Here is a 22834-nt window from a genome sequence, read left to right as displayed (position 1 = left end):
CGTGGAAGCGGGATATGCCCTGCGCCCGTTGGGCGAGGATGACGCGCAAGCCTATCAGGCATCGCGGCTGGAGGCGTTGCGGGACCGGCCCGAGGCCTTTGCCTCGTCGTGGGAGGACGAGCGGGCGCAGGCGCTGCCATGGTTCGCCGCGCGGCTGCGCGACGGCTTCGTGGCCGGCGCCTTCGATGCGCAAGGCGCACTGGTCGGTACGGCGGGGCTGCTGGTGCCCGCATCGCCGAAGCTGCGGCACAAGGGCATGCTGTGGGGCATGTATGTCAGCCCCCGGGCCCGCGGGACGGGCGTGGCGCCCGCCCTGGTGCGGGCCGTGCTGGACGAGGCCCAGGGGCTTGTCGAGGCGGTCAGGCTGACGGTCACGGTGGGCAACGAGGCGGCGCGGCGCCTGTACCTGGGCCTGGGATTCGAGGAATATGCGCGCGAGCCACGGGCGTTGAAGGTGGGCGGGCGCTATTACGACGAGATCTTGATGGCGCGGGCGGTGGAGTGAGGGCGGCGTTCCGCGGGCACCCTGGACAGCGGCCGCGCCTGGCATGTCCCGCGCAAAATCCTCTGGCGTGCGATAGGGGATTGCCAATTTCCACATAAGGGATAAAATCCCATATATGGAAAATACTGCCGTTTCCCCCGAAGCCATGGACCACCACCTCGCGCAACGCCTGAAGGCCCTGCGCGCCGAGCGTGGCTGGTCGCTGGACGACCTGGCCATGCGCAGCCAGGTCAGCCGTTCCACGCTGTCCCGCCTGGAGAACGCCGACGTCAGTCCCACCACCCAGGTGCTGGGCCGCCTGTGCACGGCATACGGCCTGACGCTGTCGCGCCTGATGCGCCTGATCGAGAACGACTATGCAGCCGTGGTGCGCCGTGGCGACCAGCCGGTATGGGTCGATCCGCAGGCGGGCTTCGAGCGCCGCTCGGTGTCGCCGCCCGCGCATGCGCTGGCGGGCGAAGTGCTGGAATGCACGTTGCCCGCCAATACGCGCATCGCTTACGACGCGCCTCCCCGGCCCGGCCTGGAACACCACCTGGTGTTGCTGGAAGGCAGCCTGCAACTGACGGTCGAGCAGCGCGGCCATGCGTTGCGGCCGGGCGACTGCCTGCGCTATCAATTGCACGGCGCCACCGAATTCATCACCCCGCCGGATGCCGGCGCCCGCTACCTGCTGTTCCTCGTCTAGGTCCAAGGCCATGTCCGATGCTTTCGCACTCTCTCTGCTTCCGGCCGCGCAGGCCCATGAGCATACCGCCGAGCTGGGCGCGCTGCTGCACGCCTGCGTGCAGGACGGCGCCAGCGTGGGATTCGTGCTGCCGTACTCCGTGGCGCAGGCGCAGGCCTACTGGCGCGACACGGTCATTCCCGAGCTGCGCGGGCAGGGCCTGATGCTGCTGATCGCGCGTCGTGGCGGCGCCATCGCGGGCACCGTGCAGCTCGATTGCGCCGGCATGCCCAACCAGCATCACCGCGCCGAGGTGCGCAAGCTGCTGGTGCATCCCGCGCATCGCCGGCTGGGCGTGGCGCGCGCGCTGATGGTCGAACTGGAAAGCCTGGCGCGACAGGCGGGCCGCACGCTGCTGACGCTGGACACGCGCTCGGGCGACGTGGCGCAGCAGTTGTACGGCAGCCTGGGCTATCAGGTGGCGGGCGAGATCCCGGGCTATGCGCGCGATCCCTACGGCTCGCCGGCTTATCACGCCACCACCTTCATGTACAAGCGGCTGTAGCGGGCCAGGCTCGCCGTCAGGCGCGTGGCCGGCCGCGCAACGCGATCCAGAAGGCCAACTGGGACACCACGCCCGCGCCCGCCAGCACGACCGCCGCCGCCACTTCGGGCGAACCGCCCAGGCCGACCAGGGCGGTGCAGATCGCGCCCATGGCCATCTGCGTGCAGCCGTACAGGCCCGACGCGGAACCGATCACCTTGGGATTCACGCCGACCGCCAGCGTCAGCGCGGCGGGCGAGGCCAGGCCCGCGCCCACGGTGAACAGGAACATCGGGATCACCAGGCCCGGCACGCTGGCCAGGCCGGCCAGCACGATGCCCAGCATGGCGAAGGCGCTGGCCACGCTGATCAGGTTGCCGCCCATCATCACGCGTTCGATCGGCAGTTTGCCGATCACCCGGGTGGCGATGGCGCTGCCCAGCCATACGCCGGACACCAGGATGGCGAGATAGAGGCCGACCTCCTGCGCCGGGCGGTGCAACTGGTCGACGAAGATGAAGGGCGCCGAGGCGATGAAGGCATACATCGAGGTGGTGGCGCAGCCGCCGCCCACCGCGAAGCCCAGGAAGGGCCGCGAGCCCAGCAGTTGCAGATAGTCGCGCGCCAGTGTGCGTGCCGACACCTGAGCCGCCACGGGCCCCGTCTCGGGCAGCATCCGCCAGGCCAGCACCAGGTTGCCCACCCCCAGCAGGCACAGCGCGCCCAGCACCGCCCGCCAGCCCAGGGCGCCCGCCAGCGCGGCGCCGATGATGGGGGCCAGCGCCGGGGCGATGGTGACCATCAGGTTCATCAGCGCCAGGCGCTTGGCCGCGTTGTCCTGCGTAGCGGTGTCGCGCACGATGGCGCGCGCCAGCACCAGGCCCGCGCAGCCGCCCAGGGCCTGGAACAGCCGGGCGGCGATCAGCGCGTGGGCATCGGGCGCCAGCGCGGCGGCCAGGCCGGAAACGGTGTAGAGGGCCAGCCCGATCATCAGGATGGGGCGGCGGCCATAGCGGTCGGACAGCGGCCCGTAGACGAGCTGGCCGCCCGCCAGGCCCAGGATGTACAGGCTGACCGTCATCTGCATGGCGGCGTTGGCGGCGTGCAGGTCCTTGCCCGCCATGCTGAGCGAGGGCACGAAGATATGCATGGCCAGCGTGCCGCTGAAGGTGAACAGCGCCAGCAGCCACAGCGGCACGTGCGGCAGCTGGGCCGAGGCGGCGGGGCGCTCGTTGTCCGGCTTGGCGGCGGGCGCGGCAGCGGCGTCGGCGCGACAGGCCGTGGCGGTGGGAGGCGTCATTGGACGTCCTCCGTCCCGGTCTCCGCTTCCAGCCGGAGGACGATGCCTTGCAGCAGGTCGAAGGCGCGTCGCAGTTCCCGATCGGAAATGTCCGCCAGCGCCGCCGCGCGCACCTGGGCGGCCACTTGCTCGACCTGTTCCACCGTGGCCTGGCCTTGTGCCGTCAGCACGATGGCCTTGGCGCGCCGGTCGCCGTCTTCCTCGCGGCGGGTGATCAGGCCGGCGGCCTGCAAGGCATCCAGCAGCCGCACCACCGATGAGCCGTCCAGTCCCAGCGAGGCCGCCAGGTCTTTCTGGCGCATCGGCGTTTGCGCGCGGGACAGGCGCACCAGTGGCAGCCACGTGGCTTCCGTCAGGCCGTAGGGTTGCAGGCGGCGGTTGACGGCGCGCCGCCAGGCTCGCGAGGCCTGGGACAACAGGGAGCCGAAGCGGACGCGCGGAGAGTCGGGCATGAAGACAAAAAATTAGATGATATGCAAATTAATTGTATATCACTCAATGAGCCGGCTTACCGCGGGTGTTGGTAGCGCCGGTTGGCCGCCGCGCCGGCGTAGACCGCGCTGGCGCCCAGGTCGCGCTCGATGCGCAGCAGCCGGTTGTACTTGGCGGTGCGGTCGGCGCGCGATACCGAGCCCGTCTTGATGTGCCCGCAGTTCGCGGCCACGGCCAGGTCGGCGATGCTGGTGTCTTCCGTCTCGCCCGAGCGGTGCGACATCACCGCCGTCCAGCCGGCCCGCTGCGCCATGCGGATGGCGTCGAAGGTCTCGCTCAGCGTGCCGATCTGGTTCATCTTCACCAGGATCGAGTTGCCCAGGCCCTGGGCGATGCCCTCGCGCAGCAGGCCCGGGTTGGTGCAGAACACGTCGTCGCCCACCAGTTGGCAGCGCTCGCCCAGCGTTTCGGTCAGCAGGCGCCAGCCCGGTGCGTCGTCCTCGGCCATGCCGTCCTCGATGGACACGATGGGATAGCCGGCCGCCAGTTGCGCCAGATACGCGGTCTGCTGTTCGGCGCTGCGGGCGATGCCTTCGCCGGCATAGCGGTAGGCGCCGTCGCGGTGGAACTCGCTGGCCGCCGGGTCCAGCGCCAGCGCCACGTCGGCGCCAGGACGCCAGCCGGCATCGTGGATGGCCCGCATGAGGAAGTCCAGCGCCTGCGGCGCGCTGCGCAGGTCGGGCGCGAAGCCGCCTTCATCGCCCACGTTGGTGTTCATGCCCGCCTGCTTCAGGCCCAGGCGCAGCGCGTGGAAGACCTCGGACCCCATGCGCAGCGCTTCCGCGAACGAGGGTGCGCTCAGCGGCAGGATCATGAACTCCTGGAAGTCGAGGGCGTTGTCGGCGTGCGCGCCGCCGTTGATGATGTTGATCATCGGCACCGGCAGCACGCAGGCCTGGGCGCCGCCCACGTAGCGGTAGAAGGGCAGGCGCTGGCTGGCCGCCGCCGCGCGGGCTACGGCCAGCGAGGCGCCCAGCAGCGCGTTGGCGCCCAGGCGGCTTTTGTCCGGCGTGCCGTCCGCGGCGATCAGGGCATTGTCCACGGCGCGCTGGTCGGTGGGGTCCAGGCCGCGCAGGGCATCGCGCAGGGCCGTGTTCACGGCCTCGGCGGCGCGCAGCACGCCCTTGCCGTGATAGCGGCGGGCGTCGCCGTCGCGCAATTCCCGCGCCTCGCGGGCGCCGGTCGAGGCGCCGGACGGCACGATGGCGTGGCCGGTGGCGCCGCAGGCGAGGGTGGCGGCGACCTCCAGCGTGGGATTGCCGCGGCTGTCCAGCACTTCATAGGCGTAGAGCGTGTCGATGGGGGACATGGGGCCAGGTTCCTGATATTTGAGAAAAATTGAGGAAAAACGGGTCCCTGCCGCCCCTGGGACTGCCGGGCGGCATGGAACGATTGCATGGATGAAAAAAGCACTAGGTGACGTGTTTCGAGGCAGATACTAAACTTGCGCGTCTGCCGCGAAAATCGAATTCTTTTCTTCTATTCGTCAGTTTTTTTCACGGATGCTCTGCCATCGGAATGAACCCTCTGCCGCCGCTCTCCACCTTGCGCGCCTTCGAGGCCACCGCGCGCACCGGTTCCGTCACCCGCGCCGCCGAGGAGCTGCGCCGCACGCACGGCGCCATCAGCCGCCAATTGCGCCTGCTGCAGGAACATGCGGGCACGCCGCTGTTCGAGAAGGCGGGCACGGGCCTGCGCCTGACCGAGGCGGGGCATGCCTTCCACGAGGTGGTGCGCGCGGCCTTCGCGCACCTGGAGCAGGGCTACGCCCGCCTGGTGGAGCAGGGCCGCAGTCCGGGCCTGCACGTGGCGTGCAGCGCCACGTTCGCCATGCGCTGGCTGGTGCCGCGCATGGCCGAGTTCTATCGGGCGCAGCCCTCGGTGCGCATCCGGCTGTCGATGACGTCCGCCGGCCAGATGCGCGCCGAGGGCGCCGACCTGCTGGTGGCCTGGGACCTGGGTTCGTACAGCGCGGCCGAGCAACGGCGCGCCATCGATCTGGCGCCGGTGCATTTCGGACCGGTCTGCGCGCCTGCCCATGCGCGCCACGCGGCGCGGGGCATGCGTATTGCGCACGACTTCACGTCCAGCGCCTGGACCCAATGGGAGGCCCTGTCGGGCCGGCATGTCGCCACGCGCGGCGAACTGCGCTTTCCCCATACGCACCTGTGCATCGAGGCCGCCGTGGCGGGGCTGGGCGTGGCGCTGGCCGAACGCCGCATGGCGCGGCGCGAGCTGGATGAGGGCACGCTGGTGGCCCCCTATGGCTTCGTGATGTTCCCGGTGGCCTTGCGCGCGGTGCCGATGGACGAGCGGCCGCTATCCGCCGCGGCGCGGGCCTTCGTCGACTGGATGCGGCAGGCGCTGCGCGAACCGGACTGACCTGCTCAGCCAGCGGCTCCGGGCTGCTTGCCGATGTCGGCCACGCGCGGCAGCCGCAGCGTGAACACCATGCCCGAGCCCGTGGCGCTCAGGTTCTGGGCGCGCAGCGTGCCGCCCAGGACTTCCGTCACCAGCTGGCTGGCGATGTGCAGGCCCAGGCCGGTGCCGCCCGCATGGCGGTTGGTGGTGTAGAAGGGATCGAAGATGCGCTTGAGGCTGCGCGGGTCGATGCCCACGCCGTTGTCGGCCACGTGCACCACCACGTGCGAGGCGCCGCTGGGGGCCGTGCGGATGGTGATGGCGCCGCTCTCCCGCCCGCGGAAGGCATGCACCAGGGCGTTGTTGACCAGGTTGGCCACCACCTGCTCCAGCGGCCCCGGATAGCTGTCCATGCTCAGGTCCGGCGCCAGTTCCAGATGCAGCGTGATGCCGTTGGAGGCATCCCATTTGCGCAGGTCGGGATGGGAGTCCAGCACCGCTTCGGCCAGGTCGAAGCGGCGCCGTTCCATGGTGGTGCGGTCCACCGCCACCTGCTTGAAACGCCGCAGCAGGCCCGCGGCGCGCTGCACCGCGGTCTGTGCCAGGTCCATCGCGTCGCGTGCGTCGCGCAGAAAGGTGTCCAGGTCGGAGCGGCGCAACCCGGTCTGCAGCCGCGCCTGCAAGGTCGACAGGGACTGTTGCAGCGTGGAGAGGGACAGCGTGGCGCTGCCCAAGGGGGTGTTCAGTTCGTGGGCCACGCCGGCCACCATCAGGCCCAGCGACGACAGGCGTTCCGCCCGTTCCAGTTCGTCGCGCATGTTGCGCAGCGTGGCGTTGGCTTCGATCAGGGCGCGATTGGCGGCTTTCAGTTCGCGCGACTGGCGGTCTTCCTCGGCCAGGTTGCGCAGGGTCTGCCAGGCGTACCGCGCAACCAGCAGCACCGCCACCGCCATCAGCGCGGCCAGCGTCGATTGCCAGCGCCAGTGGATGAGTTCGCCCTGGCCGGCGTTGCTGGTCACCAGCACCCTCAGGCCGGCCCGGCTGACCAGATGGATGCTGCGTCCCTGGTCGATGGCGGTGGAGGCGTCGAACTGCAGGCGGCGGAAGACCCAGTCGCCGGATTCGTCGCTATGGCGGCCCGAAGTGTTTTGCTGCAAGGCGCGCCACAACTTCGGCAGGGTGGCCGACAGGGCGCGATCGGGCCGGCGCAACTGCCAGGCCCAGCTGTCGGCGGGCGTCGGTCCTTCCAGCCAGTAGCCTGCGTCGTTGACCAGATACACGTCCAGGCCCTGGCGCAATCCCAGGGCCGACAGGCGGTTCAGCAGCCGCGAGGCGCGGTAGTTGATGGCGACGATCCCCAGCGGCTGGCCGCCTTCGTACAGCGGCGTGGCCATGTTCAGGATGGGTTCCAGGGGCCGCTCGACGTAGCCGTACTCGGTGCTCAGCTCGAACTGCGAGACATACACCGAGCCGGGCGGCAGCGCCATCGTGTCCTGGAAGTAGGGGCGATCGCCGTGGTTCTGCAGGTTGATCGGCGGCACCACTTCGGGTTCGCCGTGGCGCATGCTGATGCGCAGCCGTTCGCGGCCGCTGGCGTCCAGCCAGCGCACTTGCTCGAAGGCGCCGGAACTCTTGGCGAAGCTGAGGAAGAGCTTGGCGAACGGCGAGTCGGCGCTCAGGTCTTCGTGCGGAGCCTGCGCGGCCTGGTCGCCGAGGAACGCCACGTCGCGTTGCAGGCTGTCCAGCGTGCGGCGCACGATCTCGGCGGCCTCGTCCTTCAGGCTCTCGCGGGCACGCCATTGCGGCGCTTGCGCGACGCGGTCGACTTCGATCCACAGCACCGGAAAGCCGATCAGGCAGGCCAGCAGCCACGGCAACACCATGGCGGCGAAGCGGCGCCGGTACGCTGCCGGCAGCGCGGCGTACCGCCGCGCCTGGCGCCTGAGCATGCCGGGCGCCAGTGCGGCCATCAGTGGTGGGCCAGCCGCTGCATGAAAGCCGACAGCGGTTCGGGCCGGGCGAAGAAGAAGCCCTGGGCGCGCGAGCAGGCGTGGTCGACCAGCCAGTCGGCCTGCGTTTCGGATTCGACGCCCTCGGCCAGCACCTGCATGTTCAGGCGGCGGCCCAGGCCGATGATCATGTCGGCGATGCTGTGCCGGCCGGGCGCCGTGTCGATCTCGTTGACGAAGTGCCGGTCGACCTTCAGGGTGGTCGCCGGCATGGAGCTCAGGTGCGCCAGCGAGGAATAGCCGGTGCCGAAGTCGTCGATGGCGATCGGGAAACCGGCGTTGCGCAGGCCGCGCAGCAACTGGCCGTTGGCTTCGTAGTCCTCGATGGCGGCGGTTTCGGTGATCTCGATCTCGAGCCGTTCCGGCGCCACGCCGTACTGGCGCGTCAGGTCGATCAGTTCCTGCATGAAGTTGCGCCGCACCAGTTGCAGCGGCGAGACGTTCACGGACACCGAGATGTCGGGGTAGCCCGCCTCGCCGAGCTTGGCCAGCGCCTCGCAGGCCAGCTGCATCACCTGCTTGCCCATGGGCACGATCAGGCCGTTGGCCTCGGCCACGGGGATGAACTCGTTGGGCGGCACGCGGGTGCCATCCTGGCGGGTCCAGCGGGCCAGCGCCTCGGCGCCGGTGATGCGGCCGGTGCGCAGGTCGATCTGCGGCTGCAGCTCGATGCTGATCTCGCCGCAGCGCAGTGCCCGGTACAGCTCGCGCGACAGGGTGAAGCGCTGCTGCATCTCGTGTTCGAGGCCGGGTTCGTATTCGACGATCTCGGTGGCGCCGCGCGACTGGGCGCGGCGCAGCAGCAGCGTGCCCATGGCCATCGCGCCGCGCGCCGTGCCGGAGTATTCGTCCAGGTTGACGCGCGCCGAACGCACGCGGATGAAAGAGGGGTGGTCGGGGTCGTCGATGTCGACCGACTGCAGTTCGTCGATGCGGTCCTGCTGCAGCAGTTCGCTGTGGCCCAGGATGGCGAACGTGTCGTCGTGCAGGCGGGCCACCAGCGTGGGGGCGGGGAAGATGGCGCGCAGGCGGCGCGCCATCTGCTGCAGCATGATGTCTCCTTGTTCCACGCCCAGCGACAGGCAGGTCGACGAATATTGGTCCAGCTCGATCAGCAGCATGCTGCGTTCACGGGGCGCCGGTAATTCCAGAATGGCGGTTAGGCTGCGCAGCAGCGCATTGGCATTGGGCATGCTAAGCAGGCTGTCCTCGTAAGCGAGGCGGTCCAGACGGCTGGTCAACGAGACGTTGATCAAGCCAGAGTTGATATGGGTGGCGAACACGCGCAGCAATTCCTGCTCGGTTTCGTCCAGCAACCTGTCGGTTGCGATGTAGGTGGCGGCGTGCGGCCCATGCTGCGCGCCGGGAAAGAACAATACCTGGCTGTCCGCGGTCTCGACGTTGGCACGGTTGGCCAGCGCCTGCCGCAGCAGCTCCTGGACGGCGGCGTCGCCCAGGTGGCGCAGCTCGCGGTTGACGCTGTGCGCGAGCCGTCCGGCGGCGCCGATGATACGCGCCGAAAGCGGCTCGGGGGTTTCAGGATCTTCCTGCACGCACACCAGGCCCTCGGCGCTCACGCCCAACAGGCGCGACAGTTCGAGGATCATGCGTTGCGAGAAGTCGGGCAGGCTGCGCGCGCGGGTCAGGCCGTTGCTGGCCTCGACGATGGTCTGCAGGCCCTTGCGGGCCTGTTCCAGCGACCGGATCTGGCGCCAGGTGCGCAGGTTGCTGGTCAGCACGCCGCGCAGCCGCGCAAAGGTCAGATCGGTCTTGAGCCAGTAGTCGCTGATGTCCAGCGTGCCCAGGCTTGCGCCCATGGGCGCCATGCCGGGCTGGCCGGTGACCAGAATGATGCGTACCGCGGCATTGCCCAGCACCTCGCGCACGCTGCGCACCAGGCGCAGGCCGGCGTCGTCGGTTTCCATGACGACGTCCAGCACGATGACGGCGATGTCGGGCGTGGCGGCGAGGATCTTGCCGGCTTCGGCGGCCGAGCCGGCCGACAGCAGGCGCACGGCCTGGCCCTGGAATTCGAATTCGCTCAGCGCCAGCTTGATGGACCGCTGGAAGGCGGCATCGTCGTCGACGGTGAGGACGGTGGGTAAGGCTGCGCGCGGCGCTTCGGGCTTGGGGGCCGGCGCGGCGTCTGTTTCGGGTGCGAAGGTGAAGGCATCTTCTACCTGCGCGTGGTCAGAACTATCGCCTTGCGTCCCCATTGCGTCTTCCTCGCTGATGTGTTGCCTGGAGGGATTCCTCACGCTCATCGCAAGATCGATCATGAGCGGTTACCGCATCCATGCTGTTATATCCCAGGATACAGTCTGAAACAACAGGTGGCGCCACTTGTGTCTTGTGGAAACAGGGCTTGGAAGCCGCCAGCAGGGTGCGATCGGGCCGCTAACGCGAGCAATCCGCTTTTGGAGATCGGATTTCAGCGAGCCATGCGCTGCGCCGGCTCCGAGATGCCGGTGCGACAGGCGTCATCGAACGCAGGCCGCCGCGCCGCCGCCGGCAACGCGCGCAGGGCCGGGATGATGGCGGGGACGGCGGGCAGGCGGCGCATGGCATCAGTCCGCTTCCGCCAGGGCGGCGGCATCCACCGCGGGGCGCGATGCCTTGGGCGAGCGCCCCATCCACACCCCTTGGTGCAACTGCGCCATGGCCACGGGGTCGTCCAGCAGCTTGATGCGTTGCGGTTCGGTCAGGCGGGCCTCTTCGGCCAGCGCCTGCTGCACCAGCGCGGCACGCGCGGCCAGATTGGCCGGCACGGGGCGATGCCGCGCCGTGCCCATGGCGCAGGCCAGGGCATTGACCAGCGGATCGGCCACGGCGTCGCGGAAGGTGGGCGCGCCGTGCGGCATGGCGCGGGCCGTGTCCGTGTAGGCGCGCGTGTCGGTCAGCTCGCGCGGCGCGTGGGTTTCCTCGGGGATGCGGAACAGCCCGTCGTTGAAGGTCTTCACGCCCAGCGCCGTGCGGCTGGAGTAGACCGAGATCGGGATGATCAGCAGCCAGGCCGCCAGGATGGGCAGCATCCACCACAGGAACACTGGATTGAGCCACGCCACCAGCGCGCCCCAGGCCAGGCCCAGCACCATCTGCGAAGCGTGGCGGCGCACGGCTTCGCGCCAGGCAGTGTCGTCGTTGTCGCGTTGCGGCGAGACCCAGCGTGCCTTCAGGCCCAGGAAAGCGGCCACCACGAAACGGGTGTGGAAGATCATGCGCACGGGCGCCAGCAGCATCGAGAACAGCACTTCCAGCAGCATGCTGTGCAGCGCCTTCAGGCGCCCGCCGTATTCGCGCGGATAGCGCACGCACACGCGCAGCACGCCCAGCACTTTCGGCAGGAACAACAGCACGAAGGTGGTGGAGAACAGCGCGATGGCCTTGTCCGGATGCCATTGCGGCCAGATCGGGAACAACTGCCGTGGCTCGACGAAGTACTGCGGCTCGGTCAGCGTGTGCACCGCCAGCAGGCCGGTGGACAGCGCCAGGAACAGGAACCACAGCGGCGCCGACAGATACGACATCACGCCGGTCAGGAACACCGCGCGGTGCACCGGATGGAACCCTTCGATGAAGAACAGCCGGAAGTTCATCAGGTTGCCGTGGCACCAGCGCTGGTCGCGCTGCAGCTCGTCCAGCAGGTTGGGCGGCAGTTCTTCATAGCTGCCCGGCAGGTCGTAGGCGATCCAGACCCCCCAGCCGGCGCGGCGCATGAGCGCGGCCTCGACGAAGTCGTGCGACAGGATCGCTCCCGCGAACGCGCCCTTGCCCGGCAGCGGCGCCAGGATGCAGTGCTCCATGAAGGGCTCGAGCCGGATGATGGCATTGTGCCCCCAGTAGTGCGATTCGCCCAGTTGCCAGAAGTGCATGCCCGCCGTGAACAACGGGCCGTAGACGCTGGTGGCGTACTGCTGGATGCGCGCGTACAGGGTCTGCATGCCGCTGGCCTGCGGGGCGCTCTGGATGATGCCGGCCTCGGGGTGGGCCTCCATCAACTGCACCAGCGACTTCAGGCAATGGCCGGTCATCACGCTGTCGGCGTCCAGCACCACCATGTAGCGGTAGTTGCCGCCCCAGCGCCGGCAGAAGTCGTCGATGTTGCCGCTCTTGCGCTTCACGCGCCGGCGCCGGCGCCGGTAGAAGATGCGGCCGAAACCGTTGACCGTCTTGCACAGTTCCAGCCACGCCTGCTGCTCGGCCACGCAGATATCGGCCTGGTAGCTGTCGCTGAGGATGTAGATGTCGAACTGCTGCAGCGCATCGGTGCGCGCCAGCGATTCGTAGGTGGCCCGCAGGCCGGCGAAGACGCGCGACACGTCCTCGTTGCAGATCGGCATGACCAGCGCGCAGCGCGCATCCGCAGGCAGGGGCCGGTCGCTCAGGCCGCGCGCCGAAATGCTGTAGCGGTCGCGGCCGATCATCAGTTGCAGGAAGCCCATCATGGCCGTCCAGAAGCCGGCCGAGACCCAGCAGAACAGCAGCGCGAACAGCGCCAGGATGGCGACTTCGAGCGGATTGCCGCCTTGATAGGGCAGCACGCCGCGCATATACCAGGTGGCCACGACCGTCTGCACGCCGACCAGGGTCAGCAGCGCCAGGCGGCGGCGGCTGCCGGCCAGGCGCCAGGCCTCGCCACGGTTGGCCTGCAGGGCCGCGTGGGTGTCCGGCGGATTCTGGGGCTGGTCGGCCTTGAGCCTGCGCCAGAAGCGCACGAAGGGGTTGGGGACCCAGGGGTGCGGCGCCATCGACTGGCGCCGGTGCGGGGGCATGGCGGCCAGCGTGGCGCCGGTGGCGTCGCTGCGCATCGCGCCGGCCACGGCGGCGTCCGCGCCGTAGCCCAGCACCAGGCGCTGGCCTTCCGAGGCCATGGACGGCTCGCGGATCGCGTCGTGCTGGCCCAGCGTTTCGTGCAGCGCCGTCCAGGGCTCCTCGCCCTGCGCGACCACGTCCTCGACTTCGCGCGCCAGCGTCAGCCGCTGGACTTCAGGCAGCGGCAGGCGGTGCAGGTAGGTGTGGACGAGGTCGTCGCGATCACTTTGTTTCGGGCGCATTGACGGGCAACTGATAGGTCCAGGTTTCCGACAACGGGATCTGCCCGTTGGTGAGGAAGGCGCGCAGCTCGACGGGCTTGGCCGGGTCCTTGATGTTGACGCGCAGCATCAGGCGGCGGCCGCCGGTGACCGGATTGGGGCGCACGGAGTTCTCGACGATCTGGCCGTTGCCATCGACCGAGACGTCGGCGGTGATGGTGGTGTCGGCGGGCACGTCCTTCAGCGCGGGGCCGACGAAGTCGACCACCAGCGCCTGGCTGCCGTCGCCGCGGCGGATCAGGTCGGGACCCTTGACCTCTTCGCGCGAACGGCGCGTCTGCTTCACCCAGGCCAGCGAGGTGTCGTGCAGGCGCGGCTCGTCCAGCGTCCAGATCATGCGGTATTCGATGTCCAGCGGCTTGCCGGCGGCGGGCTGGGTGGCAGGCACCCAGAACGCCACGATGTTGTCGTTGGTCTCGTCGGGGGTGGGGATCTCGACCAGTTGGACGCTGCCCTTGCCCCAGTCGCCCACGGGTTCGATCCACAGGCTGGGACGTTTCTCGTAGCGGTCGTCCAGGTCTTCGTAGCGGCTGAAGTCGCGGGTGCGCTGCAGCAGGCCGAAGCCGCGCGGGTTCTCGGCGTTGAACGCGCTGACCGCCAGGCGGCGCGGGTTGTTCAGCGGACGCCAGACCCATTCGCCGTTGCCGGTGTGGATGGCCAGGCCGTCGGAGTCGTGCATCTCGGGCCGGTAGTTGGGCGTGGCCGGCTGCTGGTTGGCGCCGTACAGGAACATGCTGGTCAGCGGCGCCAGGCCCAGGCGGCCCACCTTGTCGCGCAGGTAGATCTGCGCCTTCACGTCGACGATGGTGTCGACTTCGGGCCGGATGGTGAAGCGGTAGGCGCCGGTGGCGCGCGGCGAATCGAGCAGGGCATACAGCACGATCTGGTGGCTTTCGCCCGCCTTGGGGCGTTCGATCCAGAACTTGCGGAAGGCCGGGAATTCTTCACCGGAAGGCAGGGCCGTGTCGATGGCCAGCCCGCGCGCCGACAGGCCGTACGCCTGGCCACGGCCGATCACGCGGAAGTAGCTGGCGCCCAGGAAGGAGGCCAGCTCGTCGTTGGGCTTGAGCGGGGTGTTGACCGGATACAGCAGCTTGAAGCCGGCGAAGCCCAGGCCCTTGAGCAGGTCGGGATTGACGGCCAGCTGGCCATAGTCGAAGTCGGCCGGGTCGAACGGGATTTCGGTGACGGCGCCCTTGTCGTCGATCTCGTTGATGCGCACCGGCGTGTTGAAGTGCATGCCCTGGTGGTAGAAGCCCAGGCGGAAGGGCGTGCCGGCGTCGCGCCAGTGCAGGCGGTCCTCGCGCAGGCGCACATTCTGGTAGCCGGCGTACTTCAGGTCCTGGAATTCGTCGGGCAGGTTCGAGACCGGCGCCTTGTAGCCGTGCGAGGCCAGTTCACGGGCCTGCTTCTGGACGTCGGCGAAAGTGAAGGGCTGTGGCGCGGCGGCCGGGGTTTCGGGCTTGGCTGCCTTGGCGTCCTTGGCGTCGGCGGCGGCAGCCTTGCCGGCGGCTTCCGTCGCCTGCGCGTGGTCTTTCGCGGGGGCATCCTTGGCCGCCGCATCCTTGGCGGGGGCATCCTTGGCGGGAGCATCCTTGGCGCCGCCGGCCTTGGCGGGGGCCTCCTTCGCCGCGGCTTCCTTGGCAGGCGTTTCCTTGCCAGGCGCATCCTTGGCCGGGGCCGCCGCCTTGGGGGCGGCTTCCTTGGCGGCGGGTTTCTGCGCCGGTTCCTTCACGGGTTCCTTGGCGGGCTCTTTCGTGGCGGCCTTGGGGGCCTCCTTAGCCGGCTCCTTGGCGGGTTCTTTCGCCGCTGCGGATTCCCTGGCCGCAGCCCCGCTGGCGGGGGCCGGCGTGGGCGTGCTGGCCGCAGCCGCCGGAACGTCGGACGCGGCGGGAGCCGGGGTAGGGGTTTCAGCGGCTGTGGCGCTATTGAACAGCGTGGTCAGGGCCAACGTACAGCCCAGCAGCGGTTGGCGCAGATAGCGGCCAGCGGGGGAAACGGACACGGGGAAGCCTCAGGCGAAAAAGCGAGGAAAAAAGGGCAATTGGAATTTTTGCACAGCCGGCGCAAGCTGCAAGTACCTGACACCGAATTGACACATTAAAGCTTGGGCAGGGCAACGTTGTCGGAGTTGCTTCCGTCTCAACGACTTCCAGGGGATTCTCGCATGAATGCTGCGCCGCAGCGCCAGACTGTGGACGGCGCGACACAGTGGCAAGCGGGGCTTGTCCGGGGATGGGGCCGGTGGTTTACTTCGCCGCGCGGGAGGATCTGCCGCCGCGGGGAGCGTCGGGCGCGGGCCGCCGCCAGCCCACCCAGGCCAGCAGGAACAGGATCCCGGCGCCCAGCAGGCCCGCGGCGGCCAGGTAGACGGGGCGTGCGCGGCCGGCCTGCGCCAGCGCGGTGCCGGCGGCATCCGGGTTTGGCGGCGCGACGATGAAGGCGAAGGCCAGCAGCACGCCGCCGATGGCCAGCAGGAACAGCGCCAGCCAGCCCAGTTGCGGCACGCGGGGGCCCTTGGCGGGCTCGGCGGCCTTGGCGCGGGACGTCGCCGGGGCCGGCCTGGCGGCGGTCTTTTCAGTGATGGTGCTGGCGGCCTTGGCCGGCTTGTCGCCGCCCTTGGACTTGGGGGCGGGCGCCGTCGTCTCGCGGTCGCGCCAGCGGCGCCACAGGGCGGGCACGTAGGCCAGGCCGCCCAGTCCGGCCAGCGCGCCCAGCACGGCGGCGGCCGACAGGTGGTCGTCGCCCGCCAGCCAGTGCGGCAGGGATTGCGCCAGCACGTCGCCCAGGGCGCGATACAGCAGGTGGCCGCTGGCGTACATGCCGGCCAGCGTCAGGACGACGACGATCAGCACGGCCGCGCCACTGGCGAGGTCTTGCGCGCGTCGGGTGGGGAAATGCCGGATGGCCAGGGCCACCACGCGGGTGCTGATCCAGGTGGCGGCGATCAACAGCGATACGCAGGCCAGCGACAGGACGAAACCGAAGAGAAAACGGGCGAGAACCAGAGCCATGGGGAATGCGGCGGCCGCAAGGGCGAAAGCGGCCGAAACGTTAGCACATCGGGGCGCGGGGCAGCGCCGCGAGCGGCGCATGGGCCCCGCCGCTCGTGTCAGGCTTTGCAAAGCGGACGGACACGGCGATGGGCGCGCGGCGCCTGCCGTGGCGGGCGTGGGTCATGCCTGGTGGACCTGCGCCTCGCGCGCCGCCGTGTCGGCCGCGTCCAGCAACATCACATAGCGCCGCATCAGCCACACCGCCCGCTCGAACAGCGCCGTCGCGGCGAAGGCGGCCTGCTGGGCCTGCGGCGACAGGTCGCCGTTGTCGCGCAGCAGGCGCCGCCGGATACCGTCCATCAGTTCCGAGCGGTCGTGCGTGAGCGCGCGCAGCAGGCTCAGGTCGTCGGCATGCGCCGAGGCGGCGGCCTCGGACAGCGTCTGCAGCATCATGTGCAGGCCCTCGACCAGGTTGCCCGTCAGGCGGTTGACCTCGCCGTCCTTGCCGCTGTCGGTCACCGCCACGTGCAGTTCGGCCAGCGTTTCCTGCAGCGCCACCAGCAGCTCGTTGCGGTCGCGCAGCACGATGGTGCGTTCCAGCACCTCGCGCGAGCGGTTGCGGTCCGCCAGGTCGGTGATGAAGTGTTCGCACTGCTTCAGCACGCCGCGCTCGGCGGCATGGCGCACCGCCGGCGCCACGCCGGGCTGCTCGACGTCCGCGCGCAGCGCGTCGAGATAGCCGGGCAGGGTGGCCAAGAGGCGCTGCTGCTCCAGGTCGACCAGCAGCAGGGCGCTCTCGGGTTCGTCCAGCGCATGGTCGTTCAGGTATTGCGGCTTGCCCAGCACCTCTTGCACCGACGGCGGCGCGCTGCGCTCGACGTAGCGCACGATGGGACCGTAGGCCGCCCGCATGGTCAGGTCCGACACCACCTGGAGGATGACGTACACCGCGGCCAGCTGCGCCGAGGCGGACAGGTTCAGCGCGTGGATGGCGGCGGTCAGCATGGGCCAGCCGGTGCTCCATTCGACGGCGAACAGGATGACGGTGACGGCCACGCCCAGGGCCTTCAGCAGCACCTGGTAGGTAACCAGTTGGCGCGCGCTGCCGTCCAGCTTGCCGGCCAGCATCCTGGCCGACAGGCCCGAGCCCAGGCCCGCGCCCAGCACGATCAATGCGCCGCTTTCGAAGGTGATCAGCCCGCCCGCGGCCATGGCCATGGTCAGCACGCTGACGGTAGTGGACGACTGCGCGATCAGCGCCACGCCGGTGCCCATCGCGAAGCTCAGCAGGTAATAGTGCGAGGACAGTTCCAGGTAGACGCGCAGCGTGTCCAGCTGTTTGAGCGGCCCGGTGCCCGCCTTGATGAAATCGATGCCCAGGAACAGCAGGCCCACGCCCAGCAGCGCGCCGATCAGGTGGCGGTAGCGCGCCGAGTCGTCCAGCTTCAGGTAGTAGGCGAAACCCGTCAGGCCCACCAGGACCAGCACCAGCAGGTGCATGTTGATGGCGGCCACCAGCACCAGCATGGAGGTGCCCAGGTTGGCCCAGTTGATGACGGGGAAGGCGCGGCGCGTCTGCACGGCGCCCGCCGTGACCAGGGCCACCAGCACGAAGGTGACCGCGTTGACGCTCTGCATGATGGCGCCGGCCGACAGGCCGAACACGGCGATCGAGCCGTGGCCCGACAGCGCCTTGGCGATCATCATGCGCATCTTGCGGCCCGCCAATTGCTTCAGGTTCGAACTGATCAACCGGATGCCGATGAAGAAGAGGCCCAGTCCCGCGAAAATTGGCGCAGCGATGTCCACGTGAAAACGTATCCGGCGTTGAGGTGATGGCCGCAACGCCATGCGGGGCGGGCGCCGTGGGCGCCGCAGCCAACAATGCACGCGGACGTACGGCTAAGGGTCGCTGCGGATTGTATGAGACGAGGATGACATGAAATATGACGTTTTTGTGATTGTGTCCATGCCATCGCCCGTTTCAGCCCGGGTTCAACCTCGGAGGGCGCTCAGGGCGTGGATCGCTTCGTCCAGTTCGGCGCGCAGATGCCGCACCAGTTCGGCGGCGGGCAGGCTGCGGGCCAGCCGCGCCGCCTGTCCGGCCCACTGCGCGGCGTAGTCCGCGTTGCCCTGCGCCTTGGCCGCCGCGTGCAGGTGCTTGCCGGCGTCGTAGGCGATGGGATAGGCCGGCGCCGGCGGGCTGTCGGCGGACTCGCCCAGGGCGCTCAGGCGGTTGGACAGGCCGCGCGCCGGGCGGCCCGAGATGGCGCGGGTCAGCGTGGTGGGCGGGGCGTCGGCGGCCAGCAGGTTCTGCCGGTAGGCGGCGTCGGCCGACGACTCGGGGCAGGCCACGAAGGCCGTGCCCAACTGCGCGGCCTGCGCGCCCAGCGCCAGCGCCGCGGCGATGCCGGCGCCGTCCATGATGCCGCCGGCGGCGATCACCGGCTGCTCGACGCGCGTGGCCAGCAGGCGCACCAGCGCCAGCGTGCCCAGGCCCTCGTCGGGGCCGTTTTCATTGAATACGCCGCGATGGCCGCCCGCCTCGATGCCCTGCGCCACGATGGCGTCGATGCCCGCGCCGGCCGCCTGCCGCGCTTCGGCCAGGCTGGTGGCGGTGGCCAGCAGGTAGACGCCGGCTTCGCGCAGGGCGCGGATGCGCTCGGGCCCGGGCAGGCCGAAATGGAAGCTGACCACGGCGGGCCGTTGTTCCACCAGCATGTCCAGCATGGCGTCGTCCACCAGGAAGCTGGTGTAGATCTCGCGCAATTGCGTGGGCGGGGCGGCGCCGAAAGCGGCGTATTCGGCGGCCAGGTACCGCAGCCAGCGCTGTTCGCGCGCCGGGTCGGACACCGCGGGGGCATGGCAGAACAGGTTCACGTTGAAGGGGCGGCTGGTCAGCGCGCGGGTCTGCTCGATGGCTTGCCGTGCGCCCGCGGCATCCATGGCGCCCACGCCCAGCGAGCCCAGCGCGCCGGCGTTGGAGACGGCGGCGGCCATGGCGGGCGTGCTGACGCCGGCCATGGGGGCCTGGATGATGGGGCTGGTCAGGCCCAGCCGGGCGGCGAACGAAGTGGGCATGGAGGGCTCCTCGAAGGGGAAGGGGGTCAGGCGTCCCGCAGGATTTCGCGCAGCAGCGCGCGATACGCGGCCGTGTCGTAGCCTGCGCGCCGGATCATGAAGATGTGGGCATCGCGCAGGAACATGGTGCGCACGGCGCAGGCGTCGCGGTGCAGCTCCAGCACCGATTGCGGCAGCAGGGCGACCGAGGTGCCGGCCAGCACGCAGGCCATGATGGCGTGATACGAGTTGACCTCGACGACGTTCCAGTGCGGCAGGCCGGGGCGGGACAGCCAGTCCTGCGCGTATTGGCGATACGTGCAGCCGCGCGCGAAGCCGGCCAGGCTGCGCACCTGGACGTCGGCCGGCGTGCGTACCTCGGGATGGCCCGGCGGGAACACCAGCATCAGTTGTTCGGTGAACAGGTAGGTGCCCTCGATGCCGGGCGCCAGCAGGCTCAGGTCGGCGGAGGCGGCCGGTCCGTCGCCGGGATAGGCCACGGCGGCGCAATCGAGCTGATGCGCCGCCACGGCGTCGGCGATCGCCTGCGTGGTGCCGGTGCGGATCTGGACGTGCACGTCGGGCCAGCAGGCATGGAAGCGCGCCAGCGGGCCGGGCAGGCGGCTGGCGGCCGTGCTTTCCATCGAACCCACGCGCAGCGTGCCGCTGGGCCGGCCAGCGTGCACGGACTGGCGGGCTTCCTCGGCCAGCGCCAGGATGCGTTCGGCGTAATCGAGGAACCCCTGGCCCTCGGGGGTCAGCGTCATGCGGCGGCCATCGCGCAGGAACAGCGCGACGCCCAGGTCGTCCTCCAACTGCTTCAGTCGGGTAGTGACGTTGGACTGCACGCGGTCCAGCGCCTGTGCGGCGCGGGTGACGCTTTGCTCGCGCGCCACGGCGCGGAAGATTTCCAGTTCGGCGAATTCCATGGTCTTACACAGAGAGAGTCAAGGCCCTAGGCATGTGCGTCGCAGGCGCGCCGCGCGGCCGCGGGCCGCATGCACAATGCGGCGCCCAGCACCAGCGCCGCGCTGGCGGCGGCCAGGGCCGGGTCGAAGCCGTGACCGAGACCATACAGCCAACCGGAGGCCAGCGGGCCGGCGATCTGGCCCACGCCATAGGCGGCGGTGAGCGCGGCTATCAGGTTGAACGGCACCTGGCTGGCCACGTGGCGCGCCGCCGGCATCGCGATGGTGACCGTGCCGGTGAAGGTTCCACCCACCAGCAGCGCGCTGGCCAGATAGGCGGGCAGCGTGTGGCTGAGCACCGGCAGCGCCACGCCCACGGCCTGCAGCAGCAGGTTCAATGCCAGGGCGCGGCGCGCGCCCAGTGCGCGATCGATGCGATGCCACCAGAAACAGGCGGGAATGGCGCCCAGGCCGAAAGCGGCCCACAGGTGCACCGGATCGATGCCATGCAGGGCATCGCGCACGATCAGCGGCAGATACGTGGCGGTGACGATGTAGCCGAAGCCCGCCAGGCCGTAGCTGGCGGTCAACTGCCAGGGACCCAGGCCGTCCCGGCGCGGGGCGTGTGCCTGGGCTGGCGCGGGGGCGCCCGCGCGAGGCGCGCGCGCGGACAGGAACGGCCACAGCGCCAAGGTGACCATGCCGGCCGCCACGGCCAGGATGCCCCACAGCGCGGCGCTGTGCAGGCCCAGCCGGTTGCCGGCGGCGATCAGTTCGGCCGAGACCAGGATGCCGGCGCCCACCCCGGCGAACAACAGGGGCGCGCCTCCCGGGTGGCCGACCACCTGGAACAGCCAGGCGGCGGCGGCCACCATGGCCATGGCGCTGGCCACGCCGGCGATGAAGCGCAATACATACATCGGGGCATCCGGCATTTGCCAGGACATGGCCGCCAGCACCAGCAGGGTGGCGGCCAGCCCGATGCCGCAGACCCGAGAGGCCGAGGCGGCGCGCATGCGGCCCAGGGCCAGCGCGCCGGCCAGATAGCCAGCGTAGTTGGCGGACGCCGCCAGCGAGCCGCCGGACAGATGCAGGAAGCCGTCGCGCAGCATCAGTGGATACATGCCGGTGAAGGCGAAACGGCCGAAGCCCATGGCGACGGCCAGCACCGCGCCGGCGGCCAGCGCGGCCGCGGCGGGGCGCGGAAAAGAGGAGGAGGCAGGCATGGCAGGTCCGCTTGCGGGGGAACCCGGCGAGGCGCGATGCGGCCCTCGCCGGTGGGCATGCCTTCAGCTTACTTTTTATTCTTTAAAAAAGATAGAAATAAATTTATTAATCTCTTTTTGGGATTTAACTGGTCTTCCAAATGCTTTGGGTCATTCCGCCGCCATTGCCTCGATGGCTTCACGGACACGCCGCACGTGGCCGATGCCCGCCTGCCGCGCCGCCTCGGCCTGTCCCGCCAGCACCGCCGCGCCGATGCGGCGGTAGTCCGCCAGGCGCAGCTCGCGCAGGCCGGGCACGCGAAAGCACGCATGCACCACGTGCATCTGGATCGCGGGAAACAGGCGCTTGAGTTCGCGGTTCGCGGCCACGTCCAGCAGCGCGCGGTAGAAGTGGCGGCGCGCGGCGAGGAAGGCCTGGCGGCCGGTGGCGCCGTCCAATTCGTCCAGGGCCGCATGCAGGGCGGGTGTGTGCTCGGACGTTCCCGCCCGCCGCGCCGCCGTGGCGGACAGCAGCCCGGTCATGTACTCGGCGATCTCCAGCACGTCCTGGGCATCGGCCAGTGTCAGCGCACGGATGGCCGCGCCGCGATGGCGGTTCAGGTCGACGATGCCGTCGGCGGCCAGCTTCTGCAGGGCCTCGCGCACGCTGTTGCGGCCTACGCCGAACTGTTCGGCCAGTTCGGTCTCGACCAGGCGCTGGCCGGGCAGGAAGGTCTGCGCCTCCAGGCCGTGGACGATGCCGGCGAAGACGGCGCCGGAAGCGGAGGCGGGCGGGGGGGTGTCTGGGGACGGCATGGTTTTATCCTTGTTTGTAGTACATGATTGTCCTACAATTTTCCGACTGGGAGACAACGGAGACAAGGCCCATGAGCCAGCCCAAGCAACTGAATGGCCGGCGCGCGCTGGTCACTGGCGCGTCCAGTGGACTGGGCGCGCATTTCGCGGCGCTGCTGGCCCGGCATGGCGCGGAAGTCGTGCTGGCGGCGCGCCGGGTCTGCGCGCTCGAGGGCGTGGCGCAACCCATCCGCGCGGCGGGCGGCGCCGCGCAATGCGTGGCGCTGGACGTCACCGACGCCGGCTCGCGCCAGGCCCTGGCCGACGCGGCCGGCCCCATCGACATCCTGGTCAACAACGCCGGCATCGTCCGGCAGGCGCCCGCCCTGCGGCAGTCCGAGCCCGACTGGGATGCGGTGCTGGACACCAACCTGAAGGGCATGTTCTTCGTGGCGCAGGCGCTGGCGCCCGGCATGCAGGCGCGCGGCGGCGGCAGCATCGTCAACGTGGCGTCCATCCTGGGCCTGCGGCAGGGCGGCGGCGTGCTGCCCTATGCGGTGTCCAAGGCCGGCGTGATCCAGATGACCAAGTCGCTGGCGCTGGAGTGGGCGCGCCATGGCGTGCGCGTCAACGCGCTGGCGCCGGGCTACATCGATACCGAACTGAACCGCGATTTCTGGCCGTCCGAGGCGGGGCAGGCCCTGATCAAGCGCATTCCGCAGCGGCGGCTGGGCCAGGCGCAGGACCTGGACGGGCCCCTGCTGCTGCTGGCCTCCGACGCCTCGCGCTACATGACGGGGTCGGTCATCGTGGTCGATGGCGGACACATGGTCAGCGGGTTGTAGCGGTTGGCGGCGCCGCCGGCCTGCGCGCCGGATACGAGTCCGCCGAATGCTCTT

19 protein-coding genes are annotated in these 22834 nt (G+C 69.9%); 5 read left to right on the top strand and 14 right to left on the bottom strand.

Annotation, left to right across the window (positions count from 1 at the left end; genetic code table 11):
- Window position 1: 1 nt before the first annotated feature.
- The 3 genes from A6745_RS12155 to A6745_RS12145 all read left to right on the top strand — a co-directional run bounded on the left by A6745_RS12155 (window position 2) and on the right by A6745_RS12145 (window position 1737).
- Window positions 2-505, top strand: coding sequence for a GNAT family N-acetyltransferase (locus tag A6745_RS12155; RefSeq protein WP_407922729.1), 504 nt, complete (start codon window positions 2-4; stop codon window positions 503-505).
- A gap of 115 nt (window positions 506-620) precedes the next feature.
- On the top strand, window positions 621-1193 hold the full coding sequence (locus tag A6745_RS12150; RefSeq protein ID WP_066127368.1) for a helix-turn-helix domain-containing protein: 573 nt from the start codon (window positions 621-623) through the stop codon (window positions 1191-1193).
- Between the two features lie 10 nt (window positions 1194-1203).
- The gene (locus A6745_RS12145) at window positions 1204-1737 is read left to right on the top strand and encodes a GNAT family N-acetyltransferase (RefSeq protein ID WP_066127366.1); all 534 of its coding nucleotides are present in this window, start codon (window positions 1204-1206) and stop codon (window positions 1735-1737) included.
- A gap of 16 nt (window positions 1738-1753) precedes the next feature.
- Here the strand turns inward: A6745_RS12145 and A6745_RS12140 are convergent, their stop codons facing one another.
- The 3 genes from A6745_RS12140 to eno are packed head-to-tail and all read right to left on the bottom strand — an operon-like array spanning window position 1754 to window position 4817.
- Window positions 1754-3016 (bottom strand): multidrug effflux MFS transporter, encoded by a 1263-nt coding sequence (locus tag A6745_RS12140; protein WP_082853034.1) that lies wholly within the window; start codon window positions 3014-3016, stop codon window positions 1754-1756.
- Entirely contained in the window at window positions 3013-3468 is a 456-nt protein-coding gene (locus A6745_RS12135; RefSeq protein ID WP_066127364.1) for a MarR family winged helix-turn-helix transcriptional regulator, read from the bottom strand. Before A6745_RS12135 ends, A6745_RS12140 begins: the two co-directional genes overlap by 4 nt.
- Window positions 3469-3524: 56 nt before the next feature.
- Entirely contained in the window at window positions 3525-4817 is a 1293-nt protein-coding gene (gene eno, locus A6745_RS12130) for a phosphopyruvate hydratase (protein ID WP_066127362.1), read from the bottom strand.
- 209 nt (window positions 4818-5026) lie between these two features.
- Here eno and A6745_RS12125 point away from each other — a divergent pair, with 209 nt between their 5' ends.
- A complete protein-coding gene (locus tag A6745_RS12125) occupies window positions 5027-5890 on the top strand; it encodes a LysR substrate-binding domain-containing protein (RefSeq protein WP_066127360.1) in 864 nt (287 codons plus the stop codon).
- A 5-nt stretch (window positions 5891-5895) separates the two neighbouring features.
- On the opposite strand, the gene A6745_RS12120 is transcribed toward A6745_RS12125, so the two are convergent.
- From A6745_RS12120 to A6745_RS12075, 11 genes are all read right to left on the bottom strand, one after another.
- Complete coding sequence (locus A6745_RS12120) at window positions 5896-7818, bottom strand: sensor histidine kinase (protein WP_197488146.1); 1923 nt, start codon at window positions 7816-7818, stop codon at window positions 5896-5898.
- A 20-nt stretch (window positions 7819-7838) separates the two neighbouring features.
- On the bottom strand, window positions 7839-10157 hold the full coding sequence (locus tag A6745_RS12115; RefSeq protein ID WP_197488145.1) for a putative bifunctional diguanylate cyclase/phosphodiesterase: 2319 nt from the start codon (window positions 10155-10157) through the stop codon (window positions 7839-7841).
- Between the two features lie 152 nt (window positions 10158-10309).
- Complete coding sequence (locus tag A6745_RS29545) at window positions 10310-10441, bottom strand: hypothetical protein (RefSeq protein WP_269148895.1); 132 nt, start codon at window positions 10439-10441, stop codon at window positions 10310-10312.
- Window positions 10442-10445: 4 nt separating this feature from the next.
- Entirely contained in the window at window positions 10446-12932 is a 2487-nt protein-coding gene (gene mdoH / locus A6745_RS12110) for a glucans biosynthesis glucosyltransferase MdoH (protein WP_066127350.1), read from the bottom strand.
- Complete coding sequence (locus tag A6745_RS12105; protein ID WP_407922728.1) at window positions 12913-14976, bottom strand: glucan biosynthesis protein G; 2064 nt, start codon at window positions 14974-14976, stop codon at window positions 12913-12915. Before A6745_RS12105 ends, mdoH begins: the two co-directional genes overlap by 20 nt.
- A 244-nt stretch (window positions 14977-15220) precedes the next feature.
- Entirely contained in the window at window positions 15221-15985 is a 765-nt protein-coding gene (locus A6745_RS12100) for a hypothetical protein (RefSeq protein WP_066127347.1), read from the bottom strand.
- Window positions 15986-16147: 162 nt separating this feature from the next.
- The gene (locus A6745_RS12095; protein ID WP_197488144.1) at window positions 16148-17776 is read right to left on the bottom strand and encodes a Na/Pi symporter; all 1629 of its coding nucleotides are present in this window, start codon (window positions 17774-17776) and stop codon (window positions 16148-16150) included.
- 186 nt (window positions 17777-17962) lie between these two features.
- Window positions 17963-19048, bottom strand: coding sequence for an NAD(P)H-dependent flavin oxidoreductase (locus A6745_RS12090; protein ID WP_066127340.1), 1086 nt, complete (start codon window positions 19046-19048; stop codon window positions 17963-17965).
- Window positions 19049-19074: 26 nt separating this feature from the next.
- Window positions 19075-19956, bottom strand: a complete 882-nt coding sequence (locus A6745_RS12085; RefSeq protein WP_066127337.1) for a LysR family transcriptional regulator — start codon at window positions 19954-19956, stop codon at window positions 19075-19077.
- 26 nt (window positions 19957-19982) lie between these two features.
- The gene (locus A6745_RS12080; protein ID WP_066127334.1) at window positions 19983-21161 is read right to left on the bottom strand and encodes a YbfB/YjiJ family MFS transporter; all 1179 of its coding nucleotides are present in this window, start codon (window positions 21159-21161) and stop codon (window positions 19983-19985) included.
- 150 nt (window positions 21162-21311) lie between these two features.
- Window positions 21312-21956 (bottom strand): GntR family transcriptional regulator, encoded by a 645-nt coding sequence (locus tag A6745_RS12075; protein WP_066127331.1) that lies wholly within the window; start codon window positions 21954-21956, stop codon window positions 21312-21314.
- Window positions 21957-22027: 71 nt separating this feature from the next.
- On the opposite strand from A6745_RS12075, the gene A6745_RS12070 reads away from it, so the two are divergent.
- Window positions 22028-22780 carry an SDR family NAD(P)-dependent oxidoreductase gene (locus tag A6745_RS12070; protein ID WP_066127330.1) on the top strand — a complete coding sequence of 251 codons (753 nt, stop codon included), beginning with the start codon at window positions 22028-22030 and terminating at the stop codon, window positions 22778-22780.
- The last annotated feature ends 54 nt before the right edge of the window (window positions 22781-22834 follow it).

It is taken from the genome of Bordetella ansorpii (assembly GCF_900078705.1).
GTDB lineage: Bacteria > Pseudomonadota > Gammaproteobacteria > Burkholderiales > Burkholderiaceae_B > Bordetella > Bordetella ansorpii_A.
Note: the sequence above shows the minus strand (reverse complement) of the source record. Positions and strands in the feature narration are given on the sequence as shown.

Excerpts from the sequence above, each read along its gene's own strand:
- A6745_RS12150 (WP_066127368.1), top strand. The coding sequence starts at position 621 with ATGGAAAATACTGCCGTTTCCCCCGAAGCCATGGACCACCACCTCGCG.
- A6745_RS12145 (WP_066127366.1), top strand. The coding sequence starts at position 1,204 with ATGTCCGATGCTTTCGCACTCTCTCTGCTTCCGGCCGCGCAGGCCCAT.
- A6745_RS12140 (WP_082853034.1), bottom strand. The coding sequence starts at position 3,016 with ATGACGCCTCCCACCGCCACGGCCTGTCGCGCCGACGCCGCTGCCGCG.
- A6745_RS12135 (WP_066127364.1), bottom strand. The coding sequence starts at position 3,468 with ATGCCCGACTCTCCGCGCGTCCGCTTCGGCTCCCTGTTGTCCCAGGCC.
- eno (WP_066127362.1), bottom strand. The coding sequence starts at position 4,817 with ATGTCCCCCATCGACACGCTCTACGCCTATGAAGTGCTGGACAGCCGC.
- A6745_RS12125 (WP_066127360.1), top strand. The coding sequence starts at position 5,027 with ATGAACCCTCTGCCGCCGCTCTCCACCTTGCGCGCCTTCGAGGCCACC.
- A6745_RS12120 (WP_197488146.1), bottom strand. The coding sequence starts at position 7,818 with ATGCTCAGGCGCCAGGCGCGGCGGTACGCCGCGCTGCCGGCAGCGTAC.
- A6745_RS12115 (WP_197488145.1), bottom strand. The coding sequence starts at position 10,157 with ATGATCGATCTTGCGATGAGCGTGAGGAATCCCTCCAGGCAACACATC.
- A6745_RS29545 (WP_269148895.1), bottom strand. The coding sequence starts at position 10,441 with ATGCGCCGCCTGCCCGCCGTCCCCGCCATCATCCCGGCCCTGCGCGCG.
- mdoH (WP_066127350.1), bottom strand. The coding sequence starts at position 12,932 with ATGCGCCCGAAACAAAGTGATCGCGACGACCTCGTCCACACCTACCTG.
- A6745_RS12100 (WP_066127347.1), bottom strand. The coding sequence starts at position 15,985 with ATGGCTCTGGTTCTCGCCCGTTTTCTCTTCGGTTTCGTCCTGTCGCTG.
- A6745_RS12090 (WP_066127340.1), bottom strand. The coding sequence starts at position 19,048 with ATGCCCACTTCGTTCGCCGCCCGGCTGGGCCTGACCAGCCCCATCATC.
- A6745_RS12085 (WP_066127337.1), bottom strand. The coding sequence starts at position 19,956 with ATGGAATTCGCCGAACTGGAAATCTTCCGCGCCGTGGCGCGCGAGCAA.
- A6745_RS12080 (WP_066127334.1), bottom strand. The coding sequence starts at position 21,161 with ATGCCTGCCTCCTCCTCTTTTCCGCGCCCCGCCGCGGCCGCGCTGGCC.
- A6745_RS12075 (WP_066127331.1), bottom strand. The coding sequence starts at position 21,956 with ATGCCGTCCCCAGACACCCCCCCGCCCGCCTCCGCTTCCGGCGCCGTC.
- A6745_RS12070 (WP_066127330.1), top strand. The coding sequence starts at position 22,028 with ATGAGCCAGCCCAAGCAACTGAATGGCCGGCGCGCGCTGGTCACTGGC.